The organism is Paracoccus alkenifer, assembly GCF_900108405.1.
Lineage (GTDB): Bacteria > Pseudomonadota > Alphaproteobacteria > Rhodobacterales > Rhodobacteraceae > Paracoccus > Paracoccus alkenifer.
On the sequence record NZ_FNXG01000002.1, the window covers coordinates 448,482 to 465,891 of the forward strand.

14 protein-coding genes and 1 pseudogene are annotated in these 17,410 nt (G+C 68.5%); 11 read left to right on the plus strand and 4 right to left on the minus strand.

Annotation, left to right across the window (positions count from 1 at the left end):
• Nucleotides 1–209 precede the first annotated feature (209 nt).
• The 3 genes from BLW83_RS06330 to der all read left to right on the plus strand — a co-directional run bounded on the left by BLW83_RS06330 (nt 210) and on the right by der (nt 3,819).
• On the plus strand, nt 210–941 hold the full coding sequence (locus tag BLW83_RS06330; protein ID WP_090846729.1) for a tetratricopeptide repeat protein: 732 nt from the start codon (nt 210–212) through the stop codon (nt 939–941).
• 62 nt (nt 942–1,003) lie between these two features.
• On the plus strand, nt 1,004–2,338 hold the full coding sequence (locus BLW83_RS06335) for an outer membrane protein assembly factor BamB family protein (protein ID WP_090846732.1): 1,335 nt from the start codon (nt 1,004–1,006) through the stop codon (nt 2,336–2,338).
• Nucleotides 2,338–3,819 (plus strand): ribosome biogenesis GTPase Der, encoded by a 1,482-nt coding sequence (gene der, locus BLW83_RS06340; RefSeq protein ID WP_090846734.1) that lies wholly within the window; start codon nt 2,338–2,340, stop codon nt 3,817–3,819. The genes BLW83_RS06335 and der overlap by 1 nt, the downstream gene beginning before the upstream one ends.
• A 220-nt stretch (nt 3,820–4,039) precedes the next feature.
• Here the strand turns inward: der and pip are convergent, their stop codons facing one another.
• Nucleotides 4,040–5,017: a prolyl aminopeptidase gene (pip, locus tag BLW83_RS06345; protein ID WP_090846736.1), complete on the minus strand. Its 978-nt coding sequence runs from the start codon at nt 5,015–5,017 to the stop codon at nt 4,040–4,042.
• Nucleotides 5,018–5,076: 59 nt separating this feature from the next.
• Here pip and ubiG point away from each other — a divergent pair, with 59 nt between their 5' ends.
• On the plus strand, nt 5,077–5,820 hold the full coding sequence (gene ubiG / locus BLW83_RS06350; RefSeq protein WP_090846738.1) for a bifunctional 2-polyprenyl-6-hydroxyphenol methylase/3-demethylubiquinol 3-O-methyltransferase UbiG: 744 nt from the start codon (nt 5,077–5,079) through the stop codon (nt 5,818–5,820).
• On the opposite strand, the gene BLW83_RS06355 is transcribed toward ubiG, so the two are convergent.
• From BLW83_RS06355 to grxC, 3 genes are read right to left on the minus strand one after another with little or no spacing between them, the layout of a single operon-like run.
• Nucleotides 5,817–6,269, minus strand: a complete 453-nt coding sequence (locus tag BLW83_RS06355) for a MarR family winged helix-turn-helix transcriptional regulator (RefSeq protein WP_090846740.1) — start codon at nt 6,267–6,269, stop codon at nt 5,817–5,819. The two genes, ubiG and BLW83_RS06355, sit on opposite strands and share 4 nt — an antisense overlap.
• Nucleotides 6,266–7,102, minus strand: coding sequence for a carbon-nitrogen hydrolase family protein (locus tag BLW83_RS06360; RefSeq protein ID WP_177172526.1), 837 nt, complete (start codon nt 7,100–7,102; stop codon nt 6,266–6,268). Before BLW83_RS06360 ends, BLW83_RS06355 begins: the two co-directional genes overlap by 4 nt.
• Nucleotides 7,103–7,108: 6 nt before the next feature.
• Nucleotides 7,109–7,369, minus strand: coding sequence for a glutaredoxin 3 (grxC, locus tag BLW83_RS15685; protein ID WP_177172503.1), 261 nt, complete (start codon nt 7,367–7,369; stop codon nt 7,109–7,111).
• Nucleotides 7,370–7,578: 209 nt separating this feature from the next.
• Here grxC and BLW83_RS06365 point away from each other — a divergent pair, with 209 nt between their 5' ends.
• The 7 genes and pseudogenes from BLW83_RS06365 to infB all read left to right on the plus strand — a co-directional run bounded on the left by BLW83_RS06365 (nt 7,579) and on the right by infB (nt 17,379).
• Nucleotides 7,579–8,679, plus strand: coding sequence for a carboxynorspermidine decarboxylase (locus BLW83_RS06365; RefSeq protein ID WP_090846742.1), 1,101 nt, complete (start codon nt 7,579–7,581; stop codon nt 8,677–8,679).
• Nucleotides 8,680–8,738: 59 nt separating this feature from the next.
• Nucleotides 8,739–9,971, plus strand: a complete 1,233-nt coding sequence (locus BLW83_RS06370) for a saccharopine dehydrogenase family protein (RefSeq protein WP_090846744.1) — start codon at nt 8,739–8,741, stop codon at nt 9,969–9,971.
• Between the two features lie 240 nt (nt 9,972–10,211).
• Nucleotides 10,212–11,585 carry an AI-2E family transporter gene (locus BLW83_RS06375; RefSeq protein ID WP_090846747.1) on the plus strand — a complete coding sequence of 458 codons (1,374 nt, stop codon included), beginning with the start codon at nt 10,212–10,214 and terminating at the stop codon, nt 11,583–11,585.
• Nucleotides 11,586–11,805: 220 nt separating this feature from the next.
• Nucleotides 11,806–12,336 (plus strand): annotated as a pseudogene (rimP, locus tag BLW83_RS06380) (ribosome maturation factor RimP); the annotation flags it as partial.
• 182 nt (nt 12,337–12,518) lie between these two features.
• The gene (nusA, locus tag BLW83_RS06385; protein WP_090846751.1) at nt 12,519–14,201 is read left to right on the plus strand and encodes a transcription termination factor NusA; all 1,683 of its coding nucleotides are present in this window, start codon (nt 12,519–12,521) and stop codon (nt 14,199–14,201) included.
• Between the two features lie 15 nt (nt 14,202–14,216).
• Complete coding sequence (locus BLW83_RS06390) at nt 14,217–14,855, plus strand: RNA-binding protein (RefSeq protein ID WP_090846753.1); 639 nt, start codon at nt 14,217–14,219, stop codon at nt 14,853–14,855.
• Entirely contained in the window at nt 14,845–17,379 is a 2,535-nt protein-coding gene (gene infB, locus BLW83_RS06395) for a translation initiation factor IF-2 (protein ID WP_090846755.1), read from the plus strand. Before BLW83_RS06390 ends, infB begins: the two co-directional genes overlap by 11 nt.
• Nucleotides 17,380–17,410 lie beyond the last annotated feature (31 nt).

A 17,410-nucleotide genomic window follows, 5' to 3' on the forward strand; every position in this document is an offset into this window, starting at 1 on the left:
TTCGCTGCCGGCCGAACGCGGGTCAAGCGGATAGGGTTCCCCGCCGGGCCGCGCGCCCGCACCGGGGCCGGGGCCGCGCCGGGGTTCAAAGGGGCGGCAGCGGGTAATCTGGCGGGTAATCTTGGGGGGCCGGCCGGCGCGGGCGTTGGCAAACCCCCGGCCGCGTGTGTAGAAGGGCGAAAACCGGATCAAGCAGGCGCGGACCCTTTATGGCCAACCAGAACGACCATTTCATCGACGAGGTGACCGAGGACCTGCGCCGCGACCGGCTGTTCCTGCTGATGCGGCGCTATGGCTGGGTCGCCGCGCTGCTGATTGTGGCGCTGGTCGGGGGGGCGGCGTGGCGCGAATACGCCCGCGCGCAAGAGGCAGCCTCGGCCCGCGCCTTCGGCGATGCGATCCTGGCCGCGCAGCAGGCGGGGGGCGACGATGCGGCCGCCCGCGCCGCCGCCATTGCCGCCATCGCGACCGACAACCCGCGTCAGGCGATGCTGCGCGATATTCTGGCCGGAAACGCGCTGGTCGAGGCCGGCGATATCGCCGCCGCCGGGCAGCGCTATGACACCGCCGCCACCGCCGCCGGCAGTGACGTGGTGATTCGCGACCTTGCCGCGCTGAAATCGGTGCTGGCGCAAGGGCCGGGCATGGACCCCGCCGCCCGCGATGCGGCGCTGACGCGGCTGTCGGCCCCCGGCGCGCCCTTTGAAATGATCGCCCATGAGCTCAAGGCCATCGCCCTGGCCGGCGCGGGCCGGCGCGACGATGCGGTCACGCTGATCCGCCAGATCCAGAAGATGAACGGGCTGAGCGGGCAGATGCGCCAGCGGCTGGCCGACCATCTGGTCACGCTGGGCGCCGACCCCGACCCCGAGGCCGCCACCCACACCGCCCCCGATCCCACGCTTGCCGCCGAGGTGGTCCAGCCCGCCGACGCGGACTGACCCGCCGCCTCTGCCCGCCACGTTCCCGCCGACCCACCGCCCCCGCCGCACCGGAGCCACAGATGTCCAGACTGAACGCGCTGCTGCCCCTGATCGCCCCCATGGTTGCCGTCGCCGCGCTGTCGGCCTGTTCCCCGCGCGAGGTGATCCTGACCGGCGAACGGCTGGACCCGCGCGACATCGCCTCGGCCGAAGGTCCGGCGGTGATCGGGCCGGCGGGGGTGACCTCGACCGCGCTGAACCTTGCCGCGCCGGTCTCGACTGAATGGAGCACGCGGGCGGCGAATGCGGCGCATCTGATGCCCCACGCGGCGCTGCCAGGCGGCGGGCTGCAACGGATCTGGTCGGCGCCCATCGGCCAGCCCTCGGGCAAGCGCCACCGCATCACCGCCGACCCGGTGGTGGCGGGGGGGCGCGTGTTCACGCTGGACAGCCGCGCGCAGGTGGTGGCCACCGCGCTGTCGGGCGGCACCGCCTGGATCGCCGATCTGCGCCCCGCGGGCGAAAGCGGCGACGGCGTGTCGGGCGGCGGCATCTCCCATGAATCGGGGCGGGTCTTTGTGACCACCGGCTATGGCGAGCTGGTGGCGCTGGACGCGGCCAGCGGCCGGGTGCTGTGGCGCCAGCGCGTGCAGGCGCCCATCGGCGGCGCCCCCACCGCCGCGGGCGGCGTGGTCTATGTCGCCGCGCGCGACGCCACCGGCTGGGCGGTGCGGGCCGAGGACGGCAAGGTGCTGTGGACGGTTTCGGGAATTTCCGCGCCTTCGGGCGTGACCGGGGTCTCGGCCCCGGCAGTGGCGGGGGGGCAGGTGATCTTTCCCTTTGCCTCGGGGCAGCTGCTGGCCGTGGACACCGCCACCGGCGCGGAACGGTGGAGCGCGCAGGTCGGTGGCTCGCGGCTGGGCCGGGCCATCGCCTTTATTCGCGACCTGACCGGCGATCCGGTGATCGCGGGGAACATGGTGCTGGCGGGGTCGTCCTCGGGGCGGATCAACGCCTTTGACCGCGACAGCGGCACCACGCTGTGGTCGGGCCGCGACGGCGCCAACAGCCCGGTGGTGCTGGCCGGAGGCTCGGTCTTTGCGGTGAACGATCAGGCGGAACTGGTGCGGCTGGACGCGCAGACCGGCGGGCGCATCTTTGCCACGCCTCTGCCGCTGTTCGTCGAGCAAAAGACCAAGAAACAGGCCGCCATCCGCGTGCATTACGGACCGGTGCTGGCGGGGGGGCGGCTGTTCGTCGCCTCGTCCGACGGGGTGTTGCGGGCCTTCGATCCGCGCTCGGGCGCGCTGGTCGGGCAGGCGGCGATCCCCGGCGGTGCGGCGACCGCGCCGGTCGTCTCGGGCGGCACGCTTTACGTCACCGGCCAGAACGGCCAGCTGCACGCGTATCGCTGATGAGCTTTACCCTTGCCATCGTCGGGCGCCCGAATGTCGGCAAATCGACCCTGTTCAACCGTCTGGTGGGCCGGCGGCTGGCGCTGGTGGACGACCAGCCCGGCGTCACCCGCGACCTGCGCGAAGGCGATGCGCGGCTGGGCGATCTGCGTTTCGTGGTGATCGACAGCGCCGGGCTGGAAATGGTCGAGGACGGCAGCCTGCAAGGGCGGATGCGGCGGCTGACCGAACGCGCGGTGGACGAATCCGACATCTGCCTGTTCGTGATCGACGCCCGCATCGGCGTGACTGCCGCCGACGAATATTTCGCCGACATCCTGCGCAAACGCGCCAAACACGTCATCCTTGCCGCCAACAAGGCCGAGGGCGCGGCCGGTGAGGCCGGCGCGGCCGAGGGCTGGTCGCTGGGCCTGGGCGAGCCGATCCAGATTTCCGCCGAACACGGCGAGGGGATGGAGGATCTTTACCGCGTCCTCAAACCCCTGTCCGAGACCGTGGAAAGCGAACGTCCCGCCCCCATCGCCCCCGCGGTCGAGGTCACGCTGACCGAGGCCGAGGCCGAATCGGGCGAGGGCGCCGAGGACTGGCGCCCCAGCGACACGCGCCCCTTGCAGATCGCGGTGATCGGGCGGCCGAACGCCGGAAAATCGACGCTGATCAACAAGATCATCGGCGAGGACCGGCTGCTGACCGGCCCCGAGGCCGGGATCACCCGCGATTCGATCTCGGTGCGGTCGGATTTCATGGGCACTCCGGTGCGGATCTTCGACACGGCGGGGATGCGGAAAAAGGCCCGGATCACCGACAAGGTCGAAAAGCTGTCGGTCGCCGACGGGCTGCGCGCGGTGCGCTTTGCCGAGGTGGTGGTGGTGCTGCTGGACGTGGCGATCCCGTTTGAACAACAGGACCTGCGCATCGCCGATTTCGCGGAAACCGAGGGCCGCGCCGTGGTGGTCGCCGCGAACAAATGGGATCTTGAGGACGACAAGCCCCACAAGCTCAACGAGCTGCGTGAGGCGTTCGAGCGGCTGCTGCCGCAGCTGAAAGGCGCGCCGCTGGTCACCGTCTCGGCCCGCACCGGCAAGGGGCTGGACCGGCTGCACGCCGCGATCCTGCGCGCGCATGAGGTCTGGAACCGCCGCGTCCCCACCGCAAGGCTGAACCAGTGGCTGACCGCGATGACCGAATCGCACCCGCCCCCCGCCCCGGGCGGCCGCCGCATCCGCCTGCGCTACATGACGCAGATCAAGACGCGGCCGCCGGGCTTTGTGGTGATGGCGACGCACACCGACCAGCTGCCCGAGGCCTATCGGCGCTATTTGATCAACGGGTTGCGGGCGGATTTCGACCTGCCCGGCACGCCCATCCGGCTGAATTTCCGCGACCAGGGGGTCAAGAACCCCTACAAGGACCGCTCGAACAAGCGGCCCACCGGGGCGCTGGCCAAGCACAAGGACCGGCAGCGGCCCAAGGGCAGCTGAGGTTCCGCCGCAGCAGGGGTTTTCCACCCCCGGCCACTTGCCGTGGCCTTCCTCGCTGAAAACGGTCCACTGGGCTGTTTTTCCGGGCGCTCGGAAACCCGGAGGATATTTGCGCAAGGAAGAACGGGCGCGGGCCCGGCGTTCCCTCTTTCGGGCGGTTGTTAAATATCCCGGGGTCCGGGGCAGCGCCCCGGTCCGGCCGCGCGGCCCAGGCGCCGGTTCAGCCTGCCGTCGCCATCGCATCCATGACCCGCACCAGCTCGGCGGCGATGCGAGGTTCGGTCAGCGCGTGACCTGATGCGGGGACCATGCGCAGCTCTGCCCCCGGCCAGCCGCGCGCCAGTTCCCACGCGCTTTGCGGCGGGCAAACCATGTCATAGCGGCCCTGCACGATCACCGCGGGCAGATGTTCGATGCGGTGGCGGTCGCGCAGCAGCTGCTCGGGGTCCAGAAAGCACTGATGCGCGAAATAGTGGTTTTCCAGCCGGGCAAAGGCGCGGGCATAGCTCGGCGGGATATGGCTGTTGGTCGGGGTGTCCACCCCGGCCAGCGCGTTTTCCCAGGCCAGCCAGGGGATGGCGTGGCGGGTCTCCGTCGCGTGGTCGCCGCAAAACAGCCGGCGGTGATAGGCGGCGATCAGGTCGCCGCGTTCGTCAGCCGGGATCGGCGCGACAAAGCGTTCCCACAGATCGGGCCAGAACCGCCCCGCGCCGCCGCCATAGAACCAGTCAAGTTCGCTTTGCCGGCCCAGGAACACCCCGCGCAGGACCAGTGCCGACACGGCCTCGGGGCGGGTCTGCGCATAGGCCAGGGCCAGCGTCGCGCCCCATGAGCCGCCGAACAGCACCGCCGGCGGCAGTTCCAGCGCCTGCCGGATCGCGTCGATGTCCGAGATCAGATGCGCGGTGGTGTTGGCCACGACCGAAGCCTGCGGCGTGGATCGCCCGCAGCCGCGCTGATCGAACAGCACCACCCGCCAATGCGCGGGGTCGAAAAACCGCCGCATCACCGGGCTGGTGCCGCCCCCCGGGCCTCCGTGCAGCACGACCACCGGCCGCCCGTCGGGGTTGCCGCATTGCTCGACGTGGATGTGGTGGCCGTTGTCGCGCGCGATCATGCGCCGGTCGAACGGCTCGATCGGTGGATAAAGCCGCCCCTGCGACGATGATGCGGCGTTTCGGTCTGCCAAGCGGTCCATGTTTCCGCTATACACCCTGCGCCGGGCCGACGCCAATCGGTCCCCGAAGGAGACGCAGCATGACCACCGCGCACAGCAGCATCGACCGGGCCGAGGTCGCCAAGTTCCAGGCGATGGCCGAGGAATGGTGGGATCCCGCCGGCAAGTTCAAGCCGCTGCACATGCTCAACCCGCTGCGGCTGGAATATATCGTCACCCAGATCGCCGCCGAATTTTCCCGCGACCGCAGCAGCCTGCGCCCGCTGGAGGGGCTACGGCTGCTGGATATCGGCTGCGGCGGCGGGCTGGTCGCGGAACCGATGGCGCGGCTGGGCGCGCAGGTCACCGGCGCCGACGCGGCCGAGGAAAACATTGCCGTCGCCCGGCTCCATGCCGAACAGTCCGGGTTGCAGATCGACTACCGTGCCACCACCGCCGAATCGCTGCTGGCCGAAGGCGGCGGTTTCGACGTGGTGCTGGCGCTGGAAATCGTCGAGCATGTCGCCGACCCGGCTGATTTCATCGCCACCTGTGCGCAGCTGCTGCGGCCGGGCGGGGTGCTGATCGCCTCGACCGTGAACCGCACCCCGCAAAGCTTTGCCGCGGCCATCGTGGGCGCGGAATGGATCATGCGCTGGCTGCCGCGCGGCACCCATGACTGGCGCCGCTTTATCCGCCCGGACGAACTGGCGGCGATGTTCGAGACCGCCGGTGCCAAGGTGGTGGATCGCGCCGGCATGGTGTTCAACCCGTTGGGTTTCCGCTGGTCGCTGTCGCCCCGCGACCTGGCGGTGAACTATCTGATGACCGGGATCCGGCGCTAGGTTTCATCCTCAAGCCGCTCGCGCAGGCGGCGCAGGACGGGCAGGGCGAGGCGCACCTGCGACGCGCCCAGATCGCGGACGATGGTCGAGATGCGCGGCAGGAACGCCGCCAGCGCCGCATCTCGGGCGGCGCGGCCGGCTGGGCTGATCGCCACGAATTTGCGCCGCGCGTCGTCCCAATCGGGGCGAACATGGACATGCCCCGCCCATTCCAGCCGGGAAATCGTGTTGGTCATGGCGCTGCGGTTGACGTGGAACGCCTCGGCCAGCTGGGCGGGGGTGCGTTCCTCGTTCAGATGCGCCAGCAGGTTCAGCACCGAAAAATGCGACAGCTGCATCCCGCCGGGCAGGCTGCGGGTGACCAGCGCGCGGGCCAGCTGCTCGCTGGCCAGCAACTCGGCAAACAGGCTCGCGGCCAGCGCCGGGATGGTGTCGAGATCGTCGCTCATGGTCCCCAGATCACCGGATCATGCCGCCATGCCGGGATGCGGGTGCGGGCGGTATCCACGCGGGCGGGGTCGAGATCGACCAGCGTCACCCCCGGCGCCTGACCCGCGTCGGCCAGCACCTCGCCCCAGGGCGCGACCGCCAGCGAATGGCCGTAGCTGCGGCGGGGATCACGGCCGGGGCTGTGGGGGGCGGGGTGGGTGCCTGTCTGGGCGGCGGCCAGCACGAAACAGCCGGTCTCGATGGCGCGGGCGCGCAGCAGCACATGCCAATGCGCGGCGCCGGTGGTGGGGTGAAACGCCGAAGGCACGGTCAGAACCCGCGCCCCCGCCAGCGCCAGCCGCCGGTAAAGCGCCGCAAAGCGCAGATCATAGCAGACGCTCAGCCCCATCGGCCACGGCCCGCGTGCGACCACCGCCTGCGCGCCGGGGCGAAAACCCGCGCTTTCGCGGATGGCGCGGCCGTCGATCTCGACGTCGAACATATGGATCTTGTCATAGCGCGCGACGATGCCCCCGTCGGGCGCGATCAGGAAACTGCGGTTGACGAAACGCGGCTCGTCCGGGTCGTCGTGGCGCAGCGACAGCGACCCCACCGACAGCCAGATCCGCCAATCAGAGGCCGCCGCGCGCAGCGCCGCCAGCGTCGGGTCGTCAGCCTCGCGCCACAAGACCGCACGCTGGCGTTCGCGGTCTGGGGTCAGCAGGTTGGTCGCCTCGGGCGTCAGCACCAGCTGCGCGCCGCCGCGTGCGGCCTGGGCCACAAACCCCAGCGTCGCGGCCAGGTTGACCGCCGGGTCGTCGCCGACATTCAGCTGCACCAACGCCGCGCGCAGCATCGCTCAGATCCCCAGCAGCGGGTCAAGCTTGCCCTGCCGGTCCAGCGCGTGGATCTCGTCCGACCCGCCGACCGCAACCCCGTCGATAAAGATCTGCGGCACCGTGCGGCGCCCGTTCGCGCGCTGGGTCATCTCGGCCCGGCGCCCCGGCTCGCGGCCGACGTCGATCAGCTCATACGCGACGCCCTTGCCCCGCAGCAGGGCGCGGGCGGTGATGCAATAGGGGCAGCTCTGGGTGGCATAGACCTCGACGCGGGCGGTCATGGAAATCTCCTGTATTCGGCTTTGATGTATCTGGGATGAAACCGCGGCTTGCGCCAGCCCCCTCGGCCCGGCCATCCGTTGAAAACCCGCAGGCTTCTTTCTGGCCCAAATACCCATGCGGCCGCGCGGCCGGGCGCTGCGCTGCTTGTCCTTTGGGCGCGTCCTGCCTATATCCCGGCTTTCCCCTTTCCCGCCCGAGGCTTCCGACCATGGCCGACCCGCAGACGCCGTTCTACCTGATCGACCGCTCGCGGCTTCAGGCGAATCTGGACAAGATGGCCCGGCTGCGCGAGCGGTCGGGGGCGAAAACCCTGCTGGCGCTGAAATGCTTTGCGACCTGGGGGGTGTTCGACCAGATGTCGCGGTTCATGGACGGCACCACCTCGTCCTCGTTGAACGAACTGCGGCTGGGGCGCGAGAAATTCGGGGGCGAGACCCACGCCTATTCCGTCGCCTGGGCCGATCATGAAATTGATCAGGCGGTGGGTTACGCCGACAAGATCATCTTCAACAGCCTGGGCCAGCTGGACCGTTTCGCCGACCGCGCGCAGGGGATCGCGCGCGGGCTGCGGCTGAACCCGCGGTTTTCCACCAGCGGCTTTGATCTGGCCGACCCGGCGCGGAAATTCTCGCGGCTGGGGGAATGGGACATGGCGCGACTGGACGCGGCGCTGGACCGGATCAGCGGGGTGATGATCCACTATAACTGCGAAAACGCCGATTTTGCCCTGTTCTCGACCCAGCTCGACCGGATCGAATCCGAGTTCGGCGATTTCCTCGGCCAGCTCGACTGGGTCAGCCTTGGCGGCGGCATCCATTTCACCGGCGAAGGCTATCCGCTGGACGCGCTTGCCGACCGGCTGCGGGCCTTTGCCGACCGCCTGGGCGTGCAGGTCTATCTGGAACCGGGCGAGGCCGCGATCACCGGCACCACCACGCTTGAGCTGACGGTGCTGGACCTGCTCGACAACGGCAAGCGCATCGCCGTCGTGGACAGCTCGATCGAGGCGCATATGCTCGACCTGCTGATCTACCGCGAAAACGCCACCTTGCCGCAGGACGGCGCCCATGACTACCAGATCGCCGGCAAATCCTGCCTTGCCGGCGACATCTTCGGTGACGCGCGTTTCCCTGCGCCGTTGCAGGTCGGCGACCGCATCAGCGTGCAGGACGCTGGCGGCTATACCATGGTCAAGAAGAACTGGTTCAACGGCGTGGCCATGCCCGCCATCTGCATCCGCGAGACGGACGGGACCATCACCACGGTGCGTTCGTTCTCGTATGACGATTATCGGGACTCGCTGTCCTGACCCCGTTCCCGGCCGGATCCCCCGGCCCGATCCCCGAATGAAAAAAGGAGACCGCTGCGGTGGCAAAACCCAACGTCCTCATCATCGGCGCCGGCGGCGTCGCACAGGTCGCGGCGCACAAGGTGGCGCAGCGGGCGGATGATTTCGGCGAAATCCACATGGCGAACCGCACCCGCGCCAAGGCCGATGCCATTGTCCAGAGCATCCGGGACAAGGGCCATGCCGTGGCCGAGCGTATCGCCACCCACACGCTGGACGGGATGGACAGCGCCGCGGTGGCCGCGCTGATCCGCCAGACCGGCGCCAGGATCGTGATCAACGTCGGCTCTCCCTTCATCAACATGACCGTGTTGCAGGGCTGCATCGACACCGGCGCCGCCTATATCGACACCGCCATCCACGAAGACCCGGCCAAGATCTGCGAAGCTGCGCCGTGGTATGCCAACTACGAATGGAAACGGCGCGAGGACTGCGAAAATTCCGGCGTCACCGCCATCCTCGGCGCGGGTTTCGACCCCGGCGTGGTCAACGCCTATGCGCGTCTGGCCGAGGACGAATATTTCGACAAGATCGACGAAATCGACATCGTCGACATCAACGCCGGCAACCACGGCCGCTATTTCGCCACCAACTTCGACCCGGAAATCAACTTTCGCGAATTCACCGGCAAGGTCATCACCTGGCAGGGCGGCAAATGGCAGGAAAACGCCATGTTCGAGGTGGGCCGCGAATGGGATCTGCCGGTGGTGGGCAAGCGCACCGCCTATCTTTCCGGCCATGACGAGATCCACAGCCTCGCCGCCCGCTACCCGCAGGCCGATGTGCGGTTCTGGATGGGCTTCGGCGACCACTACATCAACGTATTCACGGTGCTGAAAAACCTTGGCCTGCTGTCGGAACACCCCGTCAAGACCGCCGAGGGGCTCGAGGTCGTGCCGCTCAAGGTGGTCAAGGCGGTGCTGCCCGACCCGGCCAGCCTTGCCGCGGGCTATACCGGCAAGACCTGCATCGGCGATCTGGTCAAGGGCTCGCGCGACGGCAAGCAGGGCGAGGTGTTCATCTACAACGTCGCCGACCACGAAGAAGCCTTTGCCGAGGTCGGCAGCCAGGGCATCAGCTACACCGCGGGCGTGCCCCCGGTCGCGGCGGCGGTGCTGATCGCGCGCGGTGACTGGGACGTCAAGCGCATGGTCAACGTCGAGGATCTGCCCGCGCGCCCGTTCCTTGAACTGCTGGGCGAGATGGGCCTGCCCACCCGCATCATCGACGAGAACGGCGACCGCCCGCTGTAACGCCCGCTCATTGCGACCGGCCCGGCACGCCCCGGGCTGGTCCTGCATTTCCGCGCCCCGCAGCTGCGGCTCTTTCATCTTGCCTGAAATATCCTCGGGGGTCCGGGGGCAGACAGCCCCCGGTCCGGCCGGGCCGCCTGCCACGCGCGGTCGGGGCGGGAACCATTCCGAACCCCCTGCCGTTGGAGGCAGAACTCCGGGCGCCTGCAAGGCCCGGATCTCCATGAGGAAAGGGCGACGATGGCGCAGGATTCGTCTGAACGGCTGCTGTTTCCGCGAGCGATCGCCCGCAGGCGGGTGGCTCCGGCGAACTGGGCGATCATCGGCATCTTCATCATCCTGGCCTTCGACATGATCGCGCGGGCGCGCGAGTTCCTGATGCCGGTGGCGCTGGGGGTGCTGCTGTTTTTCGTCTTTGCACCGTTCCGCCGCTGGATGGAGCGGCGGGGCGTCAAGCCGGGCGTCACCGCGGGCATCGTGGTGCTGGGGATCCTCGCCACCGTCGGGATGATCGGGTTTTCCGTCTCCGGCCCCGCCGGGCAGCTGATCGACGACGCCCCCCGGATCAGCCGCCAGCTCAAGCAGAAATACGAGGATTTCCGCGAGAATTTCCGCGGCATCGCCGAGGCGACCAGTCAGCTGTCCGGGGCCGAACCCGAAGCGGTGGTCAGCGCGGTCAAGACCGGCGACGAACCGGGGGTGACGACGACGACGACCCCCGTTGGCGCGGACGGCGCGCCGGTGACGATCCCGCTGCCCGTCGCGCCTGCCGGTGCGCCGCTGGCTGACCGACAGATCGGCGGCGCGCCGGGGGCGGAGGCGACGGCCTCGGGGTCGGTCACCGCCTCGTCCACGGTCAGCCGGGGCGGGGACGAGGCCCCGGTGACCAACGACTTGCGGGTCGAGGTCCACACCGCGGCCGAGGGTCCGTCGCTGACCGACACCCTGTTCAGCCTGGGCCCGGCAATCGTCAGCCAGACCGTGTTCACCCTGATCTTCCTGTTCTTTCTGCTGGCCTCGGGGGATCTGCTTTATCTGCGCATCGTGCAGAGCTTCGATTCTCTGACCCGCAAGCGCGCGGCCTATGAGGCGCTGCGCAAGATCGAGGCCAGCCTGGGATCCTATCTCGGCACGATCACCGTGATCAATGTCGGGCTTGGGGTGGTGTCGGGACTGGCGATGTGGGCTTGGGGGATGCCTTCGCCCTTGCTGTGGGGGATCGGGGCGGCGGTGCTGAACTATATCCCCTATATCGGTGCGGCGCTGGGCTATGTGGGGGCGGCGCTGGTGGCGCTGGTGGTGTTCGACGACGGCTGGACCGCGCTGCTAGTGGGGGGCACCTATTTCGGCCTGACCGCGATCGAGGGGCAGTTCGTCACCCCCTATTTCGTCAGCTGGCGGTTGCAGCTGAACCCGGTGGTGGTGTTTCTGACCGTGGCGCTGTGGGCGTGGCTGTGGTCGATCATCGGCATGGTGGTGGCGGTGCCGCTGCTGGTGGTGGTGCGGGTGCTGTCCGACCATATCCCGGCCTTGCAGAAATTCGGCAATTTCCTGGCCGGGGAATCACCCCCCACGCTGGAGGACGAGCCGCAGCCCGACACCCCCGCGGCGTGAACCCCGGGGCGCGGGCGAGGGCTCTGCCCCCGGCGCCTTGCCGCTGCCGCGGGGTATTTGGGCCAGAAAGAAGCCACGCGGGTCGCGGGACGGACTTGCAAGGGACGCGCGGGCGGTCTATATGCTGGGTCACAGCGGTGCGGGGGTCCAAACCTCGCCCACCGGGACTTGCGCACGGGCCGCCCTGACGGCCCGTTTTTCATTTTTGGGGATCGGACACATGACCGACCTTATCGCCAAGACCGCCATCGACCGGCGCCTGGCCGGGATCATCCAGCCGGTGATCGAGGGCATGGGGTATGAGCTGGTGCGCATCCGCTTGCAGGGCGGGCGCACCGCGACCTTGCAGATCATGGCCGACCGTCCCAAAGGGGGTATCGACGTCGAGGATTGCGCCGATATCTCGACCGCCGTCAGCGCGGTGCTGGATGTCGAGGATCCGCTTGAGGACGCCTATCACCTTGAGGTGTCCAGCCCCGGCATCGACCGGCCGCTGACCCGGCTCAAGGATTTTGCCACCTTCGAGGGGTATGACGCGCGGCTGGAAACTGCCCAGCCCATCGACGGGCGCAAGCGTTTCAAGGGCGTGCTGGCCGGGGTCGAGGGCGACGAGGTTTTGCTGAACATCGACGAGCAGGGCGAGACCCACACCATCGGCCTGGATTTCGAGCTGCTGTCCGACGCCAAGCTCTTGCTGACCGACGAGCTGATCGCCCTGATGCTGAAACAGCGCAAGGACGCCGGCACCCTGCCGCCCGGCGCCGAGGCGGGCGCGAGGATCGGCGACGGCAAGGGCGCGGGCGAGGGGTTCGATTTCGACGAATCCGCCTTTGACGAGATCGAGGCCGATACCGATATTACCGACACCGACACCGACACTGACGACACGGAAACAGACCAGCGCGGCGATCCTGCCGCATCCAAGGAGTGAGCATGGCCATTACCTCTGCCAACCAGCTCGAACTGTTGCAGACTGCCGAGGCGGTCGCGCGCGAAAAGATGATCGACCCCGTTCTGGTGATCGAGGCGATGGAGGACAGTCTCGCCCGTGCGGCCAAGTCGCGCTACGGCGCCGAGATGGACATCCGCGTCGTCATCGACCGCAAGACCGGCAACGCCCGCTTTACCCGCGCCCGCACCGTGGTCGAGGATGACGCGGTGGAAAACTATCAGGCCCAGTTCACCGCCGCCGATGCGCGCGCCTATTTCGAGCCGCGCAAGGACACGCGCTGGCTACGCGACGGCGAGGTGGTCGAGGATTTCGCCGGCGGCCCGCAGCCCGGCGACGTGTTCGAAGAACTGGTCCCCCCGGTGGAACTGGGCCGCATCGCCGCGCAATCGGCCAAGCAGGTGATCCTGCAACGCGTGCGCGAGGCCGAGCGCGACCGCCAGTACGAAGAATTCAAGGACCGCGCCGGCACCATCATCAACGGGATCGTCAAGCGCGAGGAATACGGCAACATCATCGTGGACGTGGGCCGAGGCGAGGCCGTCCTGCGCCGCAACGAAAAGATCGGCCGCGAAAGCTATCGTCCGAACGACCGTATCCGCGCCTTTGTCAAGGACGTGCGCCGCGAGGTCCGCGGCCCGCAGATCTTCCTGTCGCGCACCGATCCGCAGTTCATGGCCGAGCTGTTCAAGATGGAAGTGCCGGAAATCTACGACGGCGTGATCGAGATCAAGGCCGTCGCCCGCGACCCGGGATCGCGCGCCAAGATCGCGGTGATTTCCTATGACAACTCGATCGACCCGGTCGGCGCCTGCGTCGGTATGCGCGGCTCGCGCGTGCAGGCCGTGGTGGGTGAATTGCAGGGCGAAAAGATCGACATCATTCCGTGGTCCGAGGATCAGGCGACCTTTCTGGTGAACGCGCTGCAACCGGCGCAGGTGGCCAAGGTCGTCGTGGACGAGGACGCGACCCGCATCGAGGTCGTGGTCCCCGAGGAACAGCTTTCGCTGGCCATCGGCCGGCGCGGGCAGAACGTGCGGCTGGCCAGTCAGCTGACCGGCCTCGACATCGACATCCTGACCGAGGAAGAAGAATCCAAGCGCCGGCAGGCCGAGTTCACCACCCGCACCCAGCTGTTCATGGACACGCTGGACCTGGACGAATTCTTTGCCCAGCTGCTGGTGGCCGAGGGTTTCACCGACCTCGAAGAAGTCGCCTATGTCGAGCTGGACGAGCTGCTGTCCATCGACGGCGTGGACGAGGGCACGGCCGAGGAATTGCAGGCCCGCGCCCGCGACCACCTGGAGGCCGCCAGCAAGGCCGCGCTGGAAAATGCGCGCGCGCTGGGGGCCGAGGACAGCCTGATCGGGTTCGAGGGGCTGACCCCCCACATGGTCGAGGCGCTGGCCAAGGACGGCGTCAAGACGCTGGAAGATTTCGCCACCTGTGCCGACTGGGAACTGGCCGGCGGCTGGACCACCCAGAACGGGCAGCGGGTCAAGGATGACGGGATCCTGGAAACCTTTGGCGTGACGCTGGAACAGGCGCAGGACATGGTGATGACCGCCCGCGTCATGCTGGGCTGGGTGGACCCCGACGAACTGCACCGGGGGGCCGAAGATGCCGAAACCGATTCCGCCGACACCACCGAGGAGGCCGGGGTGTAACGCCCCGGAACGCTGTTGACGCGCGGGGGCCGGGACAAGGACCGCGAGGCGCCGTCGGAACGGCGCTGCCTCGTCACGGGCGAGGTGCAGCCCAAGACCGGGTTGATCCGCTTTGTGGCGGGGCCCGACGGCATGGTCGTGCCCGATCTGGCCGAAAAACTGCCCGGTCGCGGCTTCTGGGTCGCGGCCGACAGGGCGGTATTGCAAAAAGCTGCCGACAAGGGGCTGTTTTCCCGGGGCGCAAAGGCCCATGTAAGGGCGGAACCGGATCTCGTGGACGGAATCGAGGCGGGTCTGGCGCGGCGGGTGATCGAACTGATCTCGCTGTCGCGCAAGGCCGGCGATGCGGTCGCGGGGTTCGAAAAGGTCAAGGGCTGGCTGGCCGACGGCAAGGCAAAGGTGCTTTTCCAGGCCAGCGACGGGTCGGACCGTGGCAAGGGCAAGCTGTGGACGCCGCCGGGCGGACGCTGGTTCGGGTGCCTCACGGCGTCGGAATTGGGTTTGGCATTCGCGCGCGATCATGTCATACACAGCGCGCTCGCACCCGGAGGTCTGACCGACAGGGTCATCAGGGACGCCGGCAGACTGAACGGTCTGCGCGGGCAAATCGGCAGTTCCTCTGCCGGGAAGGATTCGAGAGCGGATGAGCGATAGAGACGGAAAGAAACCCCTGGGTCTGGGCGGCGGCGCAGGCGGGCGTTCGGGGCAGGTGAAGCAGAGCTTCAGCCACGGGCGCACGCATAATGTGGTTGTCGAGACCAAGCGCAAGCGCGTCGTGACGCCGAAACCCTCGGCCGCGGGCGCCGCGGGGCTGCGCGCGAACACGCCTGCGGCGGTGGCCTCGGACCCGTCCAGGCGCCCGGCGGGGATCTCGGAAGCCGAGATGGAGCGCCGGCTCAAGGCGCTGGCCGCGGCCAAGGCGCGCGAGGCCGAGGATATCGCCCGCCGCGCCGCCGAGGAAAAGGCGCGCGAGGAAGAACGCGAACGCCGCCGCGCCGAGATCGAGGCCAAGGAACGCGAAGAACGCGAGCGCGAGGAAGCCCTGCGGCTCAAGGCCGAAGAGGACGAGCGCCGCGCCCGCGAGGCCGAGCTGCGCGCACAGCGCAAGGCCGAGGTGACGGCGAAACCCGCCGAACGCGGTGCCACGTCGACCGCCGACCGCGTCGCGGCCGAAACCGCCGCCGCCCGCGCCGACAAGGGTGCGGCGCCGCGCCGGATGCCCGAACGCGCCCGTGCCCCCGAACCCGACCGCGATCGCGGCAAGGGCCGCGGCGGCGACAACCGCCGTGAGGGCAAGCTGTCGCTGAGCCAGGCGCTGTCGGGCGAGGGCGGGCGTCAGCGCAGCCTGGCCGCGATGAAGCGCAAGCAGGAAAAGGCCCGCGCCAAGGCGCTGGGTCAGTCGCATCGCGCCGAAAAGCAGGTGCGCGACGTGCAGCTGCCCGAAACCATCACCGTGGGCGAGCTGGCGAACCGCATGGCCGAGCGTTCGGCCGATGTGGTCAAGACGCTGATGAAAATGGGCATGATGGTCACCGCCAACCAGACCATCGACGCCGACACCGCCGAGCTGGTGATCGAGGAATTCGGCCACCGCACCGTGCGCGTGTCTGACGCCGACGTGGAACAGGTCATCGACAGCGTCGAGGACCGCGAGGAAGACCTGCGTTCGCGCCCCCCGATCATCACGATCATGGGTCATGTGGACCACGGCAAGACCTCGCTTCTGGACCGTATCCGGCAGGCGAACGTGGTCTCGGGCGAGGCCGGCGGCATCACCCAGCATATCGGCGCCTATCAGGTGCGCGCCGAAAGCGGGGCGCTGCTGAGCTTTCTCGACACGCCGGGCCACGCCGCGTTCACCTCGATGCGGGCGCGCGGCGCCAATGTCACCGACATCGTGGTGCTGGTGGTTGCAGCCGACGACGCGGTGATGCCGCAGACGGTCGAGGCGATCAGCCATGCCAAGGCCGCGGGCGTTCCGATGATCGTCGCGATCAACAAGATCGACAAGCCGACCGCCAACCCGCAAAAAGTCCGCACCGACCTGCTGCAACACGAAGTCGTGGTCGAGGCCATGTCGGGCGACGTGCAGGACGTCGAGGTTTCCGCCCACACCGGGCAGGGCATCGACCAGCTGCTGGAAGCCATTGCGCTGCAAGCGGAAATCCTGGAACTGCGCGCCAACCCGCAGCGCTCGGCGCTGGGGGCGGTGATCGAGGCCAAGCTGGACGTGGGCCGCGGCCCCGTCGCCACGGTTCTGGTCCAGAACGGCACGCTGAAACAGGGCGACATCTTTGTCGTGGGCGAGCAGTGGGGCAAGGTCCGCGCGCTGATCAACGACAAGGGCGACCGGGTGACCGAGGCCGGGCCGTCGACTCCGGTCGAGGTTCTGGGCCTGAACGGCACCCCCGAGGCCGGCGACGTGCTGAACGTGGTCGAGACCGAGGCGCAGGCCCGCGAGATCGCCGATTACCGCGTGCAGGCCGCCAAGGACAAGCGCGCCGCCGCCGGTGCCGCGACGACGCTGCAAGAGCTGATGGCCAAGGCCAAGGCCGATGAATCGGTCGCCGAGCTGCCGGTGGTGGTGAAAGCCGACGTGCAGGGTTCGGCCGAGGCGATCGTGCAGGCGCTGGAAAAGGTCGGCAACGAGGAAGTCCGCGTCCGCGTGCTGCATTACGGCGTCGGCGCGATCACCGAATCGGATGTCGGCCTGGCCGAGGCATCCGGCGCGCCGGTCATCGGTTTCAACGTGCGGGCGAATGCGCCTGCGCGGGCCAGCGCCAACCAGAAGGGCGTCGAGATCCGCTATTACTCGATCATCTACGACCTGATCGACGACATCAAGGCGGCGGCCTCGGGGCTGCTGTCGGCCGAGGTGCGGGAAAACTTCATCGGCTATGCCGAGATCAAGGAAGTGTTCCGCGTCACCGGCATCGGCAATGTCGCGGGTTGTCTGGTCACCGAAGGCGTGGCGCGGCGTTCCGCCGGCGTGCGCCTGCTGCGCGACAACGTGGTCATCCACGAAGGCACGCTCAAGACGCTGAAACGCTTCAAGGACGAGGTCAAGGAAGTGCAGTCGGGTCAGGAATGCGGCATGGCGTTCGAGAACTACGACGACATCCGCCAGGGCGACGTCATCGAGATCTTCGAGCGCGAGGAGATCGAGCGCAAGCTCTGATCCCCGGCATGGAAACAGGAAACGGCGCGCC